The 17,974-nt window shown below is 67.7% G+C and carries 14 protein-coding genes and 4 pseudogenes; 2 read left to right on the forward strand and 16 right to left on the reverse strand.

The features are described from left to right. Nucleotides 1-288, reverse strand: a 288-nt coding sequence (locus tag MQH10_RS19550; protein WP_242565668.1) for a hypothetical protein, incomplete at its 3' end; no start/stop codon positions are given. On the opposite strand from MQH10_RS19550, the gene gltX reads away from it, so the two are divergent. Together gltX and gltA are read left to right on the forward strand one after the other, a co-directional pair. Beyond that, nucleotides 266-1,675 carry a glutamate--tRNA ligase gene (gene gltX, locus MQH10_RS19555; RefSeq protein ID WP_242565669.1) on the forward strand — a complete coding sequence of 470 codons (1,410 nt, stop codon included), beginning with the start codon at nucleotides 266-268 and terminating at the stop codon, nucleotides 1,673-1,675. The genes MQH10_RS19550 and gltX overlap by 23 nt on opposite strands. Nucleotides 1,676-1,748: 73 nt before the next feature. Further along, a pseudogene (gene gltA / locus MQH10_RS19560) lies at nucleotides 1,749-3,013 on the forward strand (citrate synthase). Between the two features lie 9 nt (nucleotides 3,014-3,022). Here gltA and lpxB read toward each other — a convergent pair. From lpxB to rpsB, 15 genes and pseudogenes are all read right to left on the reverse strand, one after another. Continuing rightward, nucleotides 3,023-4,188 (reverse strand): annotated as a pseudogene (lpxB, locus tag MQH10_RS19565) (lipid-A-disaccharide synthase). Then, nucleotides 4,185-5,027: a UDP-2,3-diacylglucosamine diphosphatase gene (gene lpxI / locus MQH10_RS19570; protein WP_242565670.1), complete on the reverse strand. Its 843-nt coding sequence runs from the start codon at nucleotides 5,025-5,027 to the stop codon at nucleotides 4,185-4,187. Before lpxI ends, lpxB begins: the two are co-directional and overlap by 4 nt. 9 nt (nucleotides 5,028-5,036) lie before the next feature. Beyond that, a pseudogene (gene lpxA, locus MQH10_RS19575) lies at nucleotides 5,037-5,827 on the reverse strand (acyl-ACP--UDP-N-acetylglucosamine O-acyltransferase). Between the two features lie 2 nt (nucleotides 5,828-5,829). Then, on the reverse strand, nucleotides 5,830-6,303 hold the full coding sequence (fabZ, locus tag MQH10_RS19580) for a 3-hydroxyacyl-ACP dehydratase FabZ (RefSeq protein ID WP_242565671.1): 474 nt from the start codon (nucleotides 6,301-6,303) through the stop codon (nucleotides 5,830-5,832). Continuing rightward, the gene (lpxD, locus tag MQH10_RS19585) at nucleotides 6,300-7,319 is read right to left on the reverse strand and encodes a UDP-3-O-(3-hydroxymyristoyl)glucosamine N-acyltransferase (protein WP_242565672.1); all 1,020 of its coding nucleotides are present in this window, start codon (nucleotides 7,317-7,319) and stop codon (nucleotides 6,300-6,302) included. Before lpxD ends, fabZ begins: the two co-directional genes overlap by 4 nt. Nucleotides 7,320-7,361: 42 nt before the next feature. Continuing rightward, entirely contained in the window at nucleotides 7,362-7,985 is a 624-nt protein-coding gene (locus MQH10_RS19590; protein WP_242565673.1) for an OmpH family outer membrane protein, read from the reverse strand. Between the two features lie 10 nt (nucleotides 7,986-7,995). Next, nucleotides 7,996-10,401, reverse strand: coding sequence for an outer membrane protein assembly factor BamA (gene bamA / locus MQH10_RS19595; RefSeq protein ID WP_242565674.1), 2,406 nt, complete (start codon nucleotides 10,399-10,401; stop codon nucleotides 7,996-7,998). 29 nt (nucleotides 10,402-10,430) lie between these two features. Next, nucleotides 10,431-11,642: a M50 family metallopeptidase gene (locus MQH10_RS19600; protein WP_242565675.1), complete on the reverse strand. Its 1,212-nt coding sequence runs from the start codon at nucleotides 11,640-11,642 to the stop codon at nucleotides 10,431-10,433. Between the two features lie 11 nt (nucleotides 11,643-11,653). Beyond that, on the reverse strand, nucleotides 11,654-12,856 hold the full coding sequence (gene dxr, locus MQH10_RS19605; RefSeq protein WP_242565676.1) for a 1-deoxy-D-xylulose-5-phosphate reductoisomerase: 1,203 nt from the start codon (nucleotides 12,854-12,856) through the stop codon (nucleotides 11,654-11,656). Further along, on the reverse strand, nucleotides 12,844-13,668 hold the full coding sequence (locus MQH10_RS19610) for a phosphatidate cytidylyltransferase (RefSeq protein WP_242565677.1): 825 nt from the start codon (nucleotides 13,666-13,668) through the stop codon (nucleotides 12,844-12,846). Before MQH10_RS19610 ends, dxr begins: the two co-directional genes overlap by 13 nt. Next, nucleotides 13,649-14,404: a polyprenyl diphosphate synthase gene (gene uppS, locus MQH10_RS19615; RefSeq protein ID WP_242565678.1), complete on the reverse strand. Its 756-nt coding sequence runs from the start codon at nucleotides 14,402-14,404 to the stop codon at nucleotides 13,649-13,651. The genes MQH10_RS19610 and uppS overlap by 20 nt, the downstream gene beginning before the upstream one ends. 34 nt (nucleotides 14,405-14,438) lie before the next feature. Further along, on the reverse strand, nucleotides 14,439-15,005 hold the full coding sequence (gene frr, locus MQH10_RS19620) for a ribosome recycling factor (protein WP_242565679.1): 567 nt from the start codon (nucleotides 15,003-15,005) through the stop codon (nucleotides 14,439-14,441). A gap of 115 nt (nucleotides 15,006-15,120) precedes the next feature. Next, the gene (gene pyrH / locus MQH10_RS19625; protein WP_242565680.1) at nucleotides 15,121-15,840 is read right to left on the reverse strand and encodes a UMP kinase; all 720 of its coding nucleotides are present in this window, start codon (nucleotides 15,838-15,840) and stop codon (nucleotides 15,121-15,123) included. Nucleotides 15,841-15,944: 104 nt separating this feature from the next. Further along, nucleotides 15,945-16,885 (reverse strand): annotated as a pseudogene (tsf, locus tag MQH10_RS19630) (translation elongation factor Ts). Between the two features lie 99 nt (nucleotides 16,886-16,984). Further along, the gene (gene rpsB, locus MQH10_RS19635) at nucleotides 16,985-17,836 is read right to left on the reverse strand and encodes a 30S ribosomal protein S2 (RefSeq protein ID WP_242565681.1); all 852 of its coding nucleotides are present in this window, start codon (nucleotides 17,834-17,836) and stop codon (nucleotides 16,985-16,987) included. Nucleotides 17,837-17,974: the final 138 nt, after the last annotated feature.

Raw genomic sequence — 17,974 nt, forward strand, 5'->3', positions numbered from 1 at the left:
CAGGGCCGCGAGGCCCGCGGCGAGCGCCAGCACGCCCCAGCCGACGACGGCCAGGGGCTCCCGCGGCAGGGCGAAATAGCCGGCCGCGCCGCAGCCGACGGCGACCGGCGCCCAGAGCGCCAGGCGGTCGCCCTGGGCCTGCGCCTGGGCCGCCAGCCAGACGCGAACGGCCGACAGGCTAGGAGGGCGGCGAATCCACGTGCTAAGAGGCCGGCCAACGGCGACGCCCGCGGCGTCGCGCCCCTCACCTTCAGTCGAAACCTCTATGTCCGACCGCCCCGTCGTCACCCGTATCGCCCCCTCGCCCACCGGCTACATGCACATTGGCACGGCCCGGACGGCGCTTTTCAACTGGCTTTACGCCAAGCATGTCGGCGGCAAGTTCCTGCTGCGCATCGAAGACACCGACCGCGAGCGCTCGACCGAGCCGGCGGTGCAGGCGATTTTCGACGGCCTCAACTGGCTGGGCCTGACGCCGGACGAGGAGCCGGTGTTCCAGTTCTCGCGCGCCGACCGCCATCGCGCGGTGGTGCAGGAGATGCTGGCGCGGGGCTCGGCCTATCGCTGCTACATGACCCCGGACGAGCTGGCGCACGAGCGCGAGACCGCCCGCGCCGAGGGCCGGGTGATCCGCTCGCCCTGGCGCGACCGCGGCGAAGGCAATTATGACGCCGACCAGCCCTATGTGGTGCGGCTGCGCGCGGCGACCGAGGGCGAGACCCTGATCGCCGACCAGGTGAAGGGCGACGTCACCTTCCAGAACAAGGATCTGGACGACCTGATCCTGCTGCGCACGGACGGCTCGCCGACCTATAACCTGGCCGTGGTGGTCGACGACCACGACATGGGCGTGACCCACGTGATCCGCGGCGACGACCACCTGAACAACGCCGCCCGCCAGACCCAGATCTATCAGGGCATGGGCTGGGACGTTCCGGTCTGGGCCCACCTGCCGATGATCAACGGCCCGGACGGCAAGAAGCTGTCCAAGCGCCATGGCGCGCAAGCCGTCAGCGAATTCGACGACATGGGCTATCTGCCCGAGGCGATGCGCAACTACCTGGCCAAGCTGGGCTGGGGCCATGGCGACGACGAGATCTTCGGCGACGAGCAGGCCCAGGCCTGGTTCGACATCAAGGATGTGGTCGGCGCGCCGGCCCGGCTAGACTGGGCCAAGCTCGCCCATGTGAACAACCACTATATCCGCGAGGCGGAGATCGACCGGCTGGTCGGGCTGGTGACCCGAATCCTGAAAAGCCGCGACTGGCCGCTGCATGATGGCGACGAGGCCATTCTGCAACGCACCATTCCCTTGGTACGGGACGGGGCCAAGACCACCCTGGAACTGGCCGACAATGTGGTGTTCGCCCTGAAGCGCCGGCCGCTGGAGCTGCCGGAAAAGGCGATCGGCATGCTCAATGACGAGACCCGCGGCCGATTGGCGCGGCTGGCCGCTGTTTACGCGAACGTCACCGACTGGAGCGTACCGGTTCTGGAAGAGACGAACCGGAAGTTCGCGGAATCTGAAGGTGTTGGCCTTGGCAAGATCGGCCCGGCCCTGCGCGCTGTCCTTTCAGGCGGCTCGCCGGCCCCCGACCTCGCCGGCGCCTTGGTAAGCCTCGGAAAACCGGAAAGTCTCGCGAGGATCGACGACGCCCTTTCGCGCGCTGCGTAAGGCGCTATAAGGCTCGCGAACAGGCGTTTCAATTCCAGCATAAAAAGGGGATGGCATGGCCGACACGGCGAAAATGAGCATCGGCGCCAAGACCGTCGAACTCCCGGTTTTGACGGGGACGGATGGGCCCCCTGTCGTCGACATCCGCAAGCTCTACGCCGAGGCCGACGTCTTCACCTACGACCCGGGCTTCACCTCGACGGCGAGCTGCGAGAGCAAGATCACCTTCATCGACGGTGACGCGGGTATTTTGCTGCACCGCGGTTATCCGATCTCCCAGCTGGCCGAAGACTCCAGCTTCCTGGAGGTCTGCTACCTGCTGCTGAACGGCGAACTGCCGACCGCGGCCGAGTTCGAAACCTTCGAACACACCATCACCCACCACACGATGCTGCACGAGCAGTTCGACCGGTTCTTCCAGGGGTTCCGGCGCGACGCCCACCCGATGGCGATCATGGTCGGCGCCGTCGGCGCCCTGTCGGCCTTCTATCACGACAGCACGAACGTCGATGATCCGGTCCAGCGGATGATCTCGTCGCACCGGCTGATCGCCAAGATGCCGACGATCGCGGCGCGGGCCTTCAAGTACTTCCGCGGCCAGCCCTTCGTGCATCCGCGCAACGATCTCTCCTATGCGGAGAACTTCCTGCGCATGTGCTTCTCGGTCCCCGCAGAGGACTGGAAGCCGAACCCGGTGCTGACGCGGGCCATGGACCGGATCTTCATCCTCCATGCCGACCACGAGCAGAACGCCTCGACCTCGACCGTCCGCCTGGCCGGTTCGTCGGGCGCCAATCCGTTCGCCTGCATCGCCGCCGGCATCGCCTGCCTCTGGGGCCCCAGCCATGGCGGGCCAACGAAGAGGCCCTGAACATGCTGATGGAGATCGGCACGGTCGACCGCATCCCGGAATACGTCCAGGGCGTGAAGGATCGTCGCTATCGCCTGATGGGCTTCGGCCACCGGGTCTATAAGAACTACGACCCGCGCGCGACCGTGATGCAGAAGACCTGCCACGAAGTGCTGGCGGAAGTCGGCCACTCCGACGACCCGCTGCTGAAGGTGGCGATGGAGCTGGAAAAGATCGCGCTTTCCGATCCCTACTTCATTGAGCGCAAGCTCTATCCGAACGTCGACTTCTATTCCGGCATCACCCTGCGCGCCCTGGGCTTCCCGCCCGAGATGTTCACGGTGCTGTTCGCCCTGGCCCGCACCGTGGGCTGGATCTCGCAATGGAAGGAAATGATCGAGGATCCGTCGCAGAAGATCGGCCGTCCGCGCCAGATCTATACCGGCGCTCCGGCCCGCGACTACGTCCCCGTCGACAAGCGCGGCTAAGGTGAGGGGCTAGCGCCCCTCCCCGACGATTTTCAGGACTGCCGTCGCGGCGGCCTCCGAGGGATCGGGGCCGCCGCGACCCATTTTATCGAGCGCCTCGTACTGCTCGGCGACCTGACGGGCGCGCAGCTCGGGATCGTCCAGGCGCGCCGCCACCGCTCGGGCCAGGTCCGGACCATTGCAGTCGTCCTGCACGAACTCCGGCGCGATGAAGCGCTGGGCGGCGATATTGAACAGCACGATATAGGGCGTCCGGATCAGCCGCTTGAGGATGGTGTGGGTGAGCTTGGCCAGGCGGTAGCCGACCACCATGGGCGCGCCGGCGAGCGCCAGCTCCAGGGTCACCGTGCCCGAACAGGCGAGCGCCACCGTCGCGGCCTTCATGGCGTCGAACTTGGCCTCGTCGCCCTCGATGACATGGGCCCGGCGCGACCAGCCGGCCACCTTGGCCTTGACCGCCTCGGCCACCGTGGGCGCGGCCGGAATGACCACCTCCAGGTCGGGATGGTCGGCCTTGAGCAGCCTCACCGCATCCTCGAAGGCCGGCAGCACCCGCTCGATCTCGCTGGGCCGGCTGCCCGGCATCACCACCAGGATCTGGGCCTCGGGCGCTATGCCGAGCTGGCGGCGCAGGCGGTCGGGGTCGGACCGGGAGAAGTCGATGTTCAGGGCGCCATTGCCCACGAAGGTGACCGGCAGCCCCTCCTTCTCGAAGAACGGGGCGTCGAAGGCGTGGATGGTCAGGAGGTGGTCGACCTTGTCGGCCAGGACTTTGGCGCGACCCGGCCGGTCGCCCAGACCTGGGGCCCGACATACTTGATCAGGGGCAGCTTCGGGTCGAGCTTCCGCAGGCGATCGGCGACCCTAAGCGTGAAGCCCCAGGAATCGATCAGCACCGCCACGTCCGGCTTTTCCCGCGCCGCCAGGGCGGCGGTGTCGGCCACCCGCTTCATGATCCGCGGATAGGCCATCAGGCCTTCCAGCAGACCGAGGATCGAGATCTCGGAGATGTCGAAGGGGCTTTGCACCCCGGCCGCGGCCATGTGCGCCCCGCCGACGCCCACAAAGCGGACGCCGTCGCCCAGCCGTCGTTTCAGGGCCAGCGCCAGGGCCGCGCCGCGGTCGTCGCCGGACGCTTCAGCGGCGACCAGCATGACGCACAGAGGCCGGCTCATGCCGCCTCCGGCGCCACGCCCAGGATGAACAGGCCGAGATCGTCGGCGAGCGCGATGACCTCCTCGCGGTCCAGCACCAGGAGGTGGCCCACCTCGCCCACGATGCCGGCCAAGCCGGCGGCCGCGGCGCGCTGGACCGTGGCGACGCCGATGGTCGGCATGTCGACCTTGGTCTCCTGGATCGGCTTGGGGGCCTTGGCGAGCACGCCCTTATAGGCGCCGGGCTGACCGCGGATGGCGGTCGGAATCTCGTGGGCGACCCGGCGCAGCATGGCGTCGGTGCCTTCCTGGGCCTCGACGGCGAGGACCAGGCCGTCGCAGACCACGGCGCCCTGCCCCACATCGAGGCGGCCGATCTCGCGAGCGACGTGCAGGGCCCGGGCGATGTCGGCGGCGTGTTCCGGACCGGGCGCGACCTTGCCCAGCGGCCCGGCGCCCAGGGTCAGGTCGGTATTGGCCTCATGCGCGCCTTCGATGGCGAAACCCTCCTTGGCGAACTCGTCCAGCACGACGCGCAGCAGGGCGTCGTCGCCGCTGCGGGCGGCCTTGATCACGGCGGGGATGATCGACATGCCGCGGAGGTCGAGCTTGAGGGCCTTGAAGTCCGGGCGGCTGACATTGCCGACCAGGCACACCGACTGGCAGCCGGCCTGCTTCAGCGCCTTGATGCACTTGCCAACCTCGCCCAGGCCGATATCGGCGCCGGGATAGTCGGCGAGCTCGGGCCCCGCGAAGCCCTTCAGCCGGACGATGAAGAAGGGCCGGCCCGCCTGTTCGCAGTGGGCGGCGATCTCGACCGGGAGGGCGCCGCCGCCGGCGATGAGGCCAAGCTTGCGCATGGGCCCCGCCTAGATCTCGCGCTCGGGCAGGCAGAGCGGCCGGGCGCCGTCGGCGCGGATGAAGTCGATGATCTCGACCACTTCCGGACAGGCGGCATAGGTCTCCACCGTGTCGTCGAGGCGCTCCTGGAAGGTGCCCTCGTCGGCGAACAGCATGCGATAGGCCGCGCGCATGGTGTTGATGGTCTCGCGGCTGAAGCCCCGGCGCTTGAGGCCGACCAGGTTCAGGCCCTCGAGGTGGGCGTGGTTGCCCCAGACCGAGCCGTAGGGAATGACGTCCTTCACCACGGCAGCGAGGCCGCCGATCATGGCGTGACGGCCGACCCGGGTGAACTGGTGCACCGCCGCCAGGCCCCCGACGATCACATAATCGCCGAGGTCGCAGTGACCGCCGAGGGTCGCCTGCTTGGTCAGGATGCAGTGATTGCCGACCTTGCAGTCGTGGCCCACATGGCTCTCGATCATGTAGAGGCCGTCGGAGCCCACCTGGGTGACCCCGCCGCCATTGACCGTGCCGATGTTCATTGTCGCGTGCTCGCGGATGACATTGCGGTCGCCGATGCGCAACTGGGTCGGCTCGCCCTTATAGGCCGTGTGCTGGGGTGGTCCGCCCAGCATGGCGAAGGGATAGACGGTGTTGTCGGCGCGAGCTCGGTGTGGCCGTCGACCACGATGTGCGAGACCAGCCGGGTGTTTGCGCCCAGGCGGACATTGGGTCCGATGGTGCAGAACGGGCCGATGGAGACGCCGTCGGCGAGCTCCGCGCCGGCCGCGACGATGGAGGTGGGATGAACTTCGATGGTCACGACGTGGGGGTCTCCACCAGCATGGCGGCGAACTCCGCCTCGGCGGCGATCTTGTCGCCGACCATGGCCTGACCGCCGAACTTGAACAGCCCGCCCCGGGATTTCAGCACCCGCACATTCATGCGCAGGACGTCGCCGGGCCGCACCGGCGCGCGGAAGCGGCAGTTGTCGACCGAGGCGAACAGGATGGTCTTGCCGGCCGGATCGACATCCATGGTCTTGGACATCAGGACGGCGCCGGTCTGGGCCATGGCCTCGACGATCAGCACGCCGGGCATGACCGGATAGTCCGGGAAGTGGCCCTGGAAGAAGGGCTCATTGATCGTCACGCACTTGATCCCAACGATCGATTCATTGGCCACATAGTCCTCGGCCCGGTCCACCAGCAGGAACGGAAAGCGATGTGGGATGCGGGCGATGATCTCCGCGATGTCTATGGACACGCCTGCGCCCGCCGTCGTCCCGCTCATTTATCAGCTCCCTCACGGCCCCGCGTCGCCGCCCGGGCGACCCACGTGACCTCGCGTATCCATTGACGGATGGGCTGGGCCGGGAATCCCCCCCAGGTCTCCCCCGCCGGCACATCTTTCAGCACCCCGGCGCCGGCGGCGATCTGAGCGCCCTCGCCGATCACCAGGTGATCCTTCAGCCCCGCCCGGCCGCCGAACGCGGCGCCGTCGCCGATCGTCACGCTGCCGGAAATGCCCGTATGGGCGGCCATGACGCAATTGCGCCCGACCCGGACGTTGTGGGCGATCTGGACCAGGTTGTCGATCTTGGTGTTCTCGCCCACCACGGTGTCGTCATAGGCGCCGCGGTCGACGCAGCTGTTGGCCCCGATGGTCACCCCGTCCTGCAGGATGACGCGGCCCAGCTGGGGCACGTCGATCACCCCGGTCGCCGCGCCCGTGGCGCCGAAGCCGTGTTCGCCGATCACGGCGTTGGCCAGGATCTTCACCCGGTCGCCGATCAGGGAGAAGGCGATGCTGGCGTTGGAGCCGACATAGCCGTCCCGGCCGATGGTCACGCCCGGCCCGATCACCGCATTGGCGCAGATCACCGTGCCCGCGCCGATCCGCGCGCCGGGGCCGACCACGACGCCCGGGCCGAGCCGAGCGCCCGGCTCGATCACCGCATCGGCCGCGATCGCCTCCGCGCCCGTATGCAGGCGCGGCTGGTGCAGGCGGTTGGCGGACATGGCGTAGGCCGCCTGGGGCGTACGGGTGACCAGGGCCACGCAGCCCTCGGGGACCTGGGCGGCGAACTGGGGCGGCACGAAGCAGGCGGCGGCCGGGGTCTCGGCCAGGTCCGCCAGGTACTTCTTGTCGGTGATGAAGGTGATGCTGTCGCGATCGGCCCGGGCCAGGGTGGCGACGCGGGTGACGCGTACGCCCCCGGCCTCGGGAGAGATCTCGGCGCCCGTCAGCTGGGCGAGTTCGGACAGGGCCACGGGGCCCAGGTCCTGGAAGAAGCGCGGGTCAGGCATAGAAACCGATCTTTGGCGCGACCCGCGCTGTCGCGAGTCGTCTTACTTGCCACTCTGGGCGGCGGGAGCCGGCTGGTCCAGATGTTCACGGTCGAAGGCGAACTGGGTGATCTTGGCGTTCAGGCCGGTGACCACGGCGCCGGTGATGTCCATCGCCGGGTTGGCGATGACCAGGGCGTCGCGTTGCAGCAGCAGCGAGCACTTCGATTGCTGGTAGGCGGTGCGGATCACGGGGTCGAGTTCCTGACCGACGCGGCCCAGGGCCTTCTGCTGGGTGGCCTGCATTTCGCGGTCACGCAGCTGGCCCTTGCGCTGATAGGCGTTGGCCCGCAGCTGCAGATCGGCGGCCTGCTTGTCGAAGCTGGCCTGGTCCAGGGTGCCCTTCTGGGCGTCGAGCGCCTTGGCGGCGTTGTTGATCGCGGTCTGCTCGGCGGTCAGCTCGGCCTGAACCTGGGTGCCGATCTGGCCCAGACGGGTCTGGACGTACTTGCCGACGGTCGACGCGCCGATGGCGCCTTCCAGGGACACAACGCAGACGCCGGGGATCGCCGGGCCATGGCTGATCGGGGCCTGGGCCGCGGCGGCCGGCGCAGCCTGGGCCAGGGCCGACTGGGCGGTCACGAGCGAAGCGGCGGCGACGCAGGTGGCCGCGAAAAGAGACGTCATTTTCATGGGATCAGAACTTTGTTGCTGTGGAGAACCGGAAGGTCTCGGTCTTGTCGTAGGTTTCTTTGGCCAGAACTTGGCTGAAGTCGAAGCGGATCGGACCCATCGGCGACTTCCACGAGATCGACAGACCGGCCGAGGCCCGGAGCGCCAGATTGTCATAGATGTCGGGGTCGCGCTGGCCCGCCGCGCAGGCGTGGGTGTTGGTCGTGGTGTCGGCCGTGCGCGTGACGATGCAGATCTTGTCCTTGTCGTCGAGCATGCCGACGGTGCCGAAGTCGGTGAACAGCCCGGCCTTGATCCCGTATTGTTCGGGCAGGAAGGTCGGGATGGTCAGGTCGAGCGAGCCGATGGCGTAGGCCCGGCCACCCAGCGCGTCGCTGCGGCTGTAGCTGGTGTCCCGCGGACCGATGCCGGCGGTCTCGAAGCCGCGGAAGCTGTTGCCGCCCTTGTAGAAGCGGTCGTTGATCCGGATGGTGTCGCCGTTCCAGCCGCTGACATAGCCCGCCGAGCCGGTGACCGACAGGACGAAGTCCTTGTTGAAGCCGTGGAACCAGGCGGCGTCCGCCTCGGTCTTCAGATAGTTCACGTCGCCGCCGAGACCGGCCAGGTCCTGGTTGAGGTCGGCGTAGAAGCCGCGGGTCGGGCGGATCGGGTCGTTCCGGCGGTCGAGCCGCAGGCCGTAGCCGACCAGCGAGGTGACATAGCTGCCGCGCTGGGCGCAGAGCGAGAGCGAGACGAGCGGCGCGGCCGGATCGCAGTAGCTGGAGTCGATATCGACCTCGTCGCTGCGCAGGACGTAGCGGGTGGACATCGAGGAGTTCAGCGTCAGCGGGAAGCCGAGGCGCAGGTTCATCCCCAGGCTCTTGGACTGATAGGCCGAGTACTGGGAGAAGTCGTACTTGTAGGAATAGACATCGACCCCGGCGCGCAGGTTGCGCCCCAGGAACCGCGGCTCGGTGAAGGACAGGTCGACCTGCTGGCGCAGCGAACCGACCGACACCCGGGCGCGGACGTCCTGGCCGCGGCCGCGGAAGTTGCGCTGGGTGACGCCCAGATCGAGGACCAGCTGGTCCACCGAGGAGTAGCCGGCGCTGAACGAGAGCTCGCCGGTGGGCTGCTCCTCGACCTTCACCTGCAGATCCGTGCGGTCGGGCACCGCGGTCGGGATCTCCTTGATGTCGACGTCCTTGAAGAAGCCGAGCGACTTGATGTTGTTTTTCGAGCGATCGACCAGGGCGCGGTTATAGGCGTCGCCCTCCACCAGGTTCAGCTCGCGACGGATCACGTAGTCGAGGGTCTGGGTGTTGCCGACGATGTCGATGCGGTTGACGTAGACGCGCGGGCCTTCGTTGACCTCGAAGGTCACGTCGACGGTCTTGGTCTCGCGATTGGGGGTGTAGCGAGGCCGCACGTCCACCGAGGCGAAGCCGGCCGCGCCGGCGGCGAAGGTCAGAGAGTCGGTCGAGCTCTCGATCTTCTCGTCTTCGTAGAGGTCGCCGGTGTGGATCGGCACCAGCTGCAGCAGCAGGTCCTTATCGAGCTTCTTCAGCGTCGTCTCGACGCTGATCTTGCCGAACTTGTACTGCGGCCCCTCGTCGAGGGTGTAGGTGACCACGAAGCCGTTCTTGTCCGGCGCCAGCTCGGCGACGGCGGAGATGACCCGGAAGTCGTAGAAGCCGCGGTTGCGATAGTGCTTGCGCAGCTGCTCCTTGTCGTACTCCAGGCGGTCAGGGTCGTAATTGGCGTTGCTGGAGAAGAACTTCAGCAGGCTGGTCTGCTCGGTGACCACGACATCGCGCAGGTCGTTGTCCGAGAATTCCTTGTTGCCCAGGAAGTTGACCCGCAGGACGCCGCTCTTGGGCCCTTCATTGATCTCGAAGATCAGGTCGACGCGCTTTTGCGGCAGCTCGACGATCTTCGGTGTCACGGTCGCCGAGATGCGGCCCGAGCGGCGATAGAGCTCGATGATGCGCTGGACGTCGGTCTGCACCTTGGCCTTGGTGAAGATGCCGCGCGGACGGACCGAGACCTCGTCGCGCAGCTTGTCTTCCTTGAGGCCCGAATTGCCTTCGAAGACCACCTTGTTGATGATCGGGTTCTCGACGACGTTGATCGTCAGATCGCCGTTCACCAGCCCGACCTTCACGTCCGAGAACAGGTCGGTGCGGAACAGCGCCTTCAGCGCCAAGTCGATCTTGGCCGGGCCGACGCTGTCGCCAGGCTGGATCGGGAGATAGGAGAGGATCGTCGATTGCTCGATCCGCTCGTTGCCGGTCACCAGAATGCGCTGCACGACGCCTTCCTGCGGGGCGGCCTGGGCCAGGGCGATCGCCGGCGTGACAAGGGCTGTCGCCCCCATCAAGAGGGCGATGCCGGAGGCGAGCGCGGCGCTATGGGCGCGGGTTCTTTGCATCGTTTCTGCCGTCAACGGAAATGGGCGGGTCAGGAAGGGAGACCGCCGAGGATTTTGAACACACGCAGCTGCTGCAGATCGTTCCAGGTCGCGAACAACATCAATCCGAGCACCAGCGCAAGGCCCACACGATAGCCTGCGGCCTGAACCTTGGCAGCAAGAGGGCGCCGGGCGAGCGCCTCATAGGCGTAGAAGAGCAGATGGCCGCCGTCGAGGACGGGCACCGGCAGGAGGTTCATGAAACCGACGCCGACCGAGATCGCCGCGGCGAGTTGCAGAAGCGCCACGCCGCCGCCCAGCAGGAACGCGCCGAGATTGGGCGCATCAGCCGTGGCGTTGTGGGCGATCTTGCCGGACACCCGGGCGATGCCGAGCGGGCCGCTGAGCTGGTCGGCGGCCACCTGGCCGGTGATCATCCGGCCCAGATAGAAGACGGTGGTCCCGATCATGTCGGCCGTGCGGTCCACCCCGCCGGCCAGGGCCTGCACCGGGCCATAGGTCAGGTGCTCATAGGCGCCCTGGGCGGTGAGGCCCAGCGTGCCCTGCTTGCGCATGCCGCCCATCTGGGCGTCGGGGCGGTTGATCAGGGCCGGGGTGGCGACCAGATCGACGGTCGTTTCGCCGCGGCGGACAGTGAACTGGGTGGGCAGATTGACCCGGATCTGGGCGGTCTCGGCGATCTCGTCGAAGCTGCGGATCGGCTTGCCCTGGACCTTCAGCACGAAGTCGCCGGGCTGGAAGCCGGCGAGCGCGGCGGGGCTGTTCGGGTTGACCGCGGCGACCCGCGGCGGCGACACATACTGGCCGAAGATCAGCAGCAGGCTCGCGAACAGGGTGATCGCCAGGGCGAAATTGGCCATGGGCCCGGCGGCGGCGACGAAGGCGCGCTGCCACAGGGGCTTGAAATGATAGTAGCGGGCGACGGCGGCGCGCCCTTCCCGGCTCTCGATCTCGGCGCGCAGGGAGTCCAGATCGTCGCGATCAGGCACGCTGGCGGCGTTGTCGTCGCCGGAGAAGCGGACATAGCCGCCCAAAGGGATCCAGCCGACGCGCCATTCGACGCCGGACTTGTCGGTCCAGGAAAGGATGGGGCGGCCGAAGCCGATGGAGAAGCGGTCGATGGCCACGCCGCAGGCCTTGGCGGCCAGGAAGTGTCCGAGCTCGTGGATGGTCACCACCAGGGTCAGCACCAGCACGAAGCAGACCGCGGAATTCAGGGCGCCCTGTAAGAAGCCGATCATGGCGCTACCCCTTAATGCCGCGCCGCGCCGAGATCGGCCACGACCTCGCCCGCCACACGCCGGGCCGTCGCATCGTTTTGCCGCGCCGTTTCAAGAGCATCGCCCGTCGACTCCTCAGCGAGGCCCCTCGCCTCCACCCGCTCCAGGGTGTCGGCCACGATTGCGGCAATATCGAGAAAGCCTATCCGTCGGTCAAGAAAAGCGGCGACTCCGACCTCATTGGCGGCGTTCAGCACCGCCGGGGCGGCCCCGCCGGCGGCGAGCGCGGCCTTGGCGACCTTGAGCGCCGGGAACCGGTCATAGTCCGGCTCCTCGAAGGTGAGCGCCCCGGCCTTGGCCAGGTCGAGCTTGGGCGCGGGCCAGGGCAGCCGGTCGGGCCAGGCGAAGGCGCAGGCGATCGGGGTGCGCATGTCCGGCGGGCCCAGCTGGGCGAGCGTGGAGCCATCCGCATATTCCACCAGGCTGTGGACGATGGACTGGGGATGGATCAAGGCGTCGACACGCTCCGCGGGCATGGAGAACAGGTAGGCGGCCTCGATCATCTCGAGCCCCTTGTTCATCATGGTCGCGGAATCGACCGAAATCTTGACGCCCATGTTCCAGTTTGGATGCGCAACGGCCTGTTCCGGGGTGGCGTGCGCCATCTGCTCGCGGGTCCAGCTGCGGAACGGCCCGCCCGAGGCGGTCAGAATCAGGCGTGAGACATGCTGGGCGTTGGCCGGGTCGAGCACCTGGAAGATGGCCGAGTGCTCGGAATCGACGGGAATCACCGCCCCGCCCGCCAGCCGAGAGAGCCTCAGAAGGCTGGGCCCCGCGCAGACCAGGCTTTCCTTATTGGCGAGCGCCACGACGGCGCCGCCCTTCACGGCCCGCAGGGTGGGCGCCAGACCCGCGAAGCCGACGATGGAGGACATCACCCACTGGGCCGGCTCGGCCGCGGCGTCGGCCACGGCGGCGGCGCCGGCGGCGGCCTCGATCCCCGAGCCCTTCAGACGGTCGCGCAGTTCGCCCAGGCAGGACTCGTCCTCGATGACCGCCAGCCCAGGCCGCCAGCGCAGGGCCTGTTCGGCAAGGCGTTCGACATTGCGGCCGGCCGTAAGCGCGACGACCTCGACCTCGGCGTCGGCCTTGTCGAGCAGGTCGAGGGTGGAGACCCCGACCGAGCCCGTGGATCCCAGAATGCTGACGCGGCGTGGCAGGCTCAATGACCCCATCCCAGGTGGTTCACCAGCCGGGCGCCGGCGATGACCACCACTGCAAACAGGAGGCCGTCGACCCGGTCAAGCAGACCCCCGTGTCCGGGGATAAGGTCCCCGGAATCCTTCACGCCGAACCGGCGCTTCAACATCGATTCCCACAGGTCGCCGGCCATGGTGGCGAGGCCGCCGAGCAGGCCGACCACGGCGGCCGCCGCCAGGTTCAGGGTGAACATCGGCAGGGAGGCCATCATGGCGCCGGTGGCCATGGAGGCGGCCAGACCGCCGACGAACCCGGACCAGGTCTTGTTGGGCGAGAACCGGGGCCACAGCTTGGGGCCCTTCAGCACATTGCCGACCGCATAGGCGGCGATGTCCGCCGACCAGGTGATGGCGAAGAGCATGATGGTCCAGTAGCGCCCCTGGGGCATGGCGCGCAGCCAGATCAGGCAGACGCAGGCGATCCCCAGATAGACGACGCCGAAGGCGGCGTTGGCGGGGCGCTCGGCGACGCCGCGCGCCACCAGGGCCGCGGCCAGGCCGCCCAGCAGCATGCCGCCCCAGGCCAGCCACATGTGATCGCGGTGCGCGAGGAACAGCCCGGCCAGGACCGCGAAGCAGACCGCCGCAGAGACCCGCACCGGCGCGTTTGGCGCGGTCATGGTTCCCCATTCGATCGCCAGCACGGCGACGGCGACGGAAATGAGGGTCAGATAGGCCCAGCCCCCCAGCCAGACGGCCAGCAGGACCGAGGGGATCAGAATCGTCGCCGAGAGGACGCGGATTCCGAGGTTGGACCAGTCGAAGCGCTTAGCCTGCGGCAAGGACATCGTCCGCCGCCGCGCCGCCATAACGCCGGTCGCGCCGCCGGTACTCCTCGATCGCCGCCTTCAGGTGCTCGGCGTTGAAGTCCGGCCACAGGACGTCCTGGAAGATGAACTCCGCATAGGCGGCTTCCCAGAGCAGGAAGTTCGACAGGCGCTGTTCGCCCGAGGGCCGGATGATCATGTCCGGGGGCGGCGCCGCGCCGGTCGACAGATGTTGGGTGAAGACCGCTTCGTTGAGGTCGGCGGGATCGGCGCGGCCGGCCGCGACCTCCTCGGCGAAGCGCCGGGCGGCGTCGACGATGTCGGCCTGGCCGCCATAGTTGAAGGCGATGTTGAGGTTGAAGACCTCGTTATGGGCCGTGCGCGCCTCGGCGTCGGTCAGCATCTTGACCAGATCGGCCGACAGCCCCTGGCGGCGGCCCCAGCAGCGCACCCGGACGCCCTCGCGCTCCAGCCGGGCCAGGTCGCTCTCGAAATAGCGCTTGGGCAGGGCCATCAGCTCGGAGACCTCGGCGGCCGGACGGCTCCAGTTCTCGGTGGAAAACCCGAACACCGTCAGCCACTTAATGCCGAGCTCCGGCGCCACGGCGACCGTGCGCTTCAGCGCTTCGACACCCGCCCGGTGACCCAGCGACCGGGGCAGGCCCCGGCGCTTGGCCCAACGGCCATTGCCATCCATGACGATCGCCACGTGCAAGGGCGCGTCCGTTTTGGGCGGCTCGGAAGGGGCGGCGGCCATGGTGATCCTGTGCGTCCGTCGGTGTGCCGGACGATTATACCTGCATGATCTCTTGTTCTTTGGTTTTCAAGGCGTCGTCCACGCGCTTAATCGCCTCGTCCGTCATCTTCTGGACGTCGGCCTCCATGCGCTTCTGCTCGTCCTGAGTAATGACCGCGTCCTTCTCGGCCTTCTTCAGGTCGTCATTGGCGTCGCGGCGGACGTTGCGGACAGCGATCTTCTGTTGCTCAGCGTATTTGGCGGCCAGCTTGACCAGGTCCTTGCGGCGCTCCTCTGTGAGCGGCGGCACGGGAATGCGGAGCGTCATGCCCTCGGTCACCGGGTTGAGGCCCAGTCCGGCGTTGCGGATCGCCTTCTCCACCGAGATCACCAGGGCCTTGTCCCAGATGCTGACCGTGATCGAGCGGGGCTCGGGGACGCTGACCGCGCCCACCTGGTTGATCGGCACGCTGGAGCCGTAGGCGTCGACCATCACCTGGTCGAGCAGGCTGGCCGAGGCGCGGCCGGTGCGCAGGCTCGAGAATTCTTCCTTCAGGGCGAGAACCGCCTTGTCCATGCGGTCGCGGTACTTCGCAAGCACCGGCTTTTCGGCTGCGGCCATCTGCGCTCTCCTCAAAGTTCCGGGCGGTCGCGACGCATGCGAGTCGGCGCGCGCCCACGGGTCTCTATAGCTTGGCCGAGGCGCGCGCCCAACAGAGGCGCCCCTGCGGCCGGGTTCAGACGATGGTCGTGAAGACGCCCTGGCCCTTCAGGACCTTCATGAAATTCCCCCGCTCGCGGATCGAGAACACCACGATCGGGATCTGGTTGTCGCGCATCAGGGCGATGGCCGAGGCGTCCATCACCCGCAGGTCCTTGGACAGGACCTCGTGATAGCTGAGCTCCTCATAGCGCTTGGCCGAGGGGTCCTTCTTGGGGTCGGCGGTATAGACGCCGTCGACGCTGGTGCCCTTGAACAGGGCCTCGCAGCCCATCTCGGCGGTGCGCAGGGCCGCAGGCGTGTCGGTGGTGAAATAGGGCGCGCCGAGGCCGGCGGCGAAGATCACCACCCTGCCCTTTTCCAGGTGCCGGATCGCGCGGCGGCGGATGTAGGGCTCGCAGACCGCGTCCATCGGGATGGCCGACTGGACCCGGGTCTGGACGCCCGCCTTTTCCAGCGCGCCCTGCAGGGCGAGCGCGTTCATGACGGTGGCCAGCATGCCCATATAGTCGGCGCTGGCCCGTTCCATGCCGCGGCCGGCCAATGACACGCCGCGGAAGATGTTGCCGCCGCCGACCACCAGGCACAGCTCCACGCCGGCGTCGACGACCTCCTTGATGTCCTCGGCCACCGCCTCGATGGTCTTGGTGTCGATGCCGAAGAGGGCGTCGCCCATCAGGACCTCGCCCGACATCTTCAAGAGGATCTTCTTGTAGCGCGGCTGGGCGTCGGACATGGGCGGGCTTCCGAGAATCTGGGGTGTCTTACATAAACCAAGGGCGCGGCTCGCGTCGAACGCGGGCCACGCCCTCAAGTCTTCTTTTTTCGCTCAGACCTGGATCAGGCCTTGGCGGTCATCTGGGCCACTTCGGTCGCGAAGTCGGGGCCTTCCGGACCCTTGTCCACGCCTTCGCCAAGGGCGAAGCGCACGAAGCCCTTCACGGCCACCGGCGCGCGACGGCCTTGGCGGTCTCGGCGATCAGCTGCTCGATGGTCTGGTCCGGGTTCATGACGAAGGGTTGCTTCAGGAGCACCACTTCTTCCTGCCACTTGCGGATCCGGCCTTCGATCATCTTCTCGACGACGCCGATCGGCTTGCCCGATTCCAGCGCCTGGTCGGTCAGGAACTTCTTTTCCTTCTCGACGGCGGCCGGGTCGAGGTCGGCTTCGCTGAGCGCCAGCGGCGGGGTCGGCGTACCGGCCACGTGCAGGGCGATCTTGCGGCCCACGTCCTTCAGCACGGCCTGGTCGCCGGTGCTTTCCAGCGCCACGAGCACGCCGAGACGGCCGACGCCTTCGCCCTGCGCATTGTGCAGGTAGAGGGCCACGGCGCCGGCGTCCACCGCGAGGCGGGCCGAGCGGCGCAGACGCATGTTCTCGCCGATGGTGGCGATCAGGTTGGTCACCAGGTCCGAGACGACCTCGCCCTTGGCCGTCTTGGCCGCGGAGATGGCCTCGACGCCTTCCACGGTCAGCGCCACGTCGGCGATGTCGCGGGCGGCGGTCTGGAAGGTCTCGTTCTTGGAGACGAAGTCGGTCTCGGCGTTCAGCTCGATCAGCACGCCGGTCTTGCCGTCGGCGCTGAGCTTGCCGGCCACCAGGCCTTCAGCGGCGGCGCGATCGGACTTCTTGGCGGCCTTGGAGAGGCCCTTGGTCCGCAGCCAGTCCATGGAGGCGTCGATGTCGCCGCCGTTTTCCTGGAGGGCCTTCTTGCAGTCCATCATGCCCGCGCCGGACTTTTCGCGCAGGTCCTTAACCAACGCTGCGGTGATCTCCGCCATGGTCAGCTCCTTCCGTATGAATAAGACGACGGGCCCGGAGGGGCCCGTCGCCGGTTGTCTAGATCGCCAAGACTACGCCGTGATGGCGCAGGCCCGGTGTTACTCGCTCGCGGCCTCGGCCACCGGCGCAGGCGCCGATTCCATGGTCGCTTCCGGCAGGACTTCGGCCGGGGCGGCTTCCGCCGCCGGGGCCGGGGTCAGTTCACGGGCCAGGGTCGGCTCGATCGGAGCCACCGAGGCGCCGAGGTCGACGCCCGAGGCAGATTGGCCGGCGGCCAGGCCGTCGAGGACGGAATCGGCCATCAAGTCGCAATAGAGCTGGATGGCGCGCGCGGCGTCGTCATTGCCCGGGATCGGATAGGTGATGCCGTCCGGATCGCAGTTGGTGTCGAGGATGGCGATCACCGGGATGCCGAGCTTCTTGGCTTCCTGGATGGCGATGGCTTCCTTGTTGGTGTCGATCACGAACATCAGGTCGGGGATGCCGCCCATGTCCTTGATCCCGCCCAGGGACAGTTCCAGCTTGTCGCGCTCGCGGGTCAGCTGCAGCAGTTCCTTCTTGGTGCGGCTGGTGTCGCTCTCGATGACGCCTTCCAGCTCGCGCAGACGGGCGATCGAGCCCGAAACGGTGCGCCAGTTGGTAAGCGTGCCGCCCAGCCAACGGTGGTTCACATAGTACTGGGCGCAGCGCTTGGCGGCGATGGCGACCGGCTCGGAGGCCTGGCGCTTGGTGCCGACGAACAGCACGCGGCCGCCCGAAGCGGCGACCTCGCGCACCTTCACCAGGGCCTGGTGCAGGAGCGGGATCGACTGCGACAGGTCGATGATGTGGATGTTGGAGCGGCTACCGAAGATGTAGCGGTCCATCTTCGGGTTCCAGCGGTGGGTCTGGTGGCCGAAGTGGGCGCCAGCTTCCAGGAGCTGACGCATAGAGAAGTCGGGAAGCGCCATAGGCTTGCTCGTCCTTTTTCCGGTTAACCTCCGCAGGCAAACCCTCCTGATGGAGGACCGGAGTGGATACGTCGGGATGTCTCCCCGAACGCAACCAAACGCCTACGTGTGGAATGGGCGCGGATTTAGGGGTTTCGC

The sequence above is a fragment of the Phenylobacterium aquaticum genome (assembly GCF_022695515.1).
Taxonomy (GTDB): domain Bacteria; phylum Pseudomonadota; class Alphaproteobacteria; order Caulobacterales; family Caulobacteraceae; genus Phenylobacterium; species Phenylobacterium aquaticum.

Excerpts from the sequence above, each read along its gene's own strand:
- gltX (WP_242565669.1), top strand. The coding sequence starts at position 266 with ATGTCCGACCGCCCCGTCGTCACCCGTATCGCCCCCTCGCCCACCGGC.
- lpxI (WP_242565670.1), bottom strand. The coding sequence starts at position 5,027 with ATGCGCAAGCTTGGCCTCATCGCCGGCGGCGGCGCCCTCCCGGTCGAG.
- fabZ (WP_242565671.1), bottom strand. The coding sequence starts at position 6,303 with ATGAGCGGGACGACGGCGGGCGCAGGCGTGTCCATAGACATCGCGGAG.
- lpxD (WP_242565672.1), bottom strand. The coding sequence starts at position 7,319 with ATGCCTGACCCGCGCTTCTTCCAGGACCTGGGCCCCGTGGCCCTGTCC.
- MQH10_RS19590 (WP_242565673.1), bottom strand. The coding sequence starts at position 7,985 with ATGACGTCTCTTTTCGCGGCCACCTGCGTCGCCGCCGCTTCGCTCGTG.
- bamA (WP_242565674.1), bottom strand. The coding sequence starts at position 10,401 with ATGCAAAGAACCCGCGCCCATAGCGCCGCGCTCGCCTCCGGCATCGCC.
- MQH10_RS19600 (WP_242565675.1), bottom strand. The coding sequence starts at position 11,642 with ATGATCGGCTTCTTACAGGGCGCCCTGAATTCCGCGGTCTGCTTCGTG.
- dxr (WP_242565676.1), bottom strand. The coding sequence starts at position 12,856 with ATGGGGTCATTGAGCCTGCCACGCCGCGTCAGCATTCTGGGATCCACG.
- MQH10_RS19610 (WP_242565677.1), bottom strand. The coding sequence starts at position 13,668 with ATGTCCTTGCCGCAGGCTAAGCGCTTCGACTGGTCCAACCTCGGAATC.
- uppS (WP_242565678.1), bottom strand. The coding sequence starts at position 14,404 with ATGGCCGCCGCCCCTTCCGAGCCGCCCAAAACGGACGCGCCCTTGCAC.
- frr (WP_242565679.1), bottom strand. The coding sequence starts at position 15,005 with ATGGCCGCAGCCGAAAAGCCGGTGCTTGCGAAGTACCGCGACCGCATG.
- pyrH (WP_242565680.1), bottom strand. The coding sequence starts at position 15,840 with ATGTCCGACGCCCAGCCGCGCTACAAGAAGATCCTCTTGAAGATGTCG.
- rpsB (WP_242565681.1), bottom strand. The coding sequence starts at position 17,836 with ATGGCGCTTCCCGACTTCTCTATGCGTCAGCTCCTGGAAGCTGGCGCC.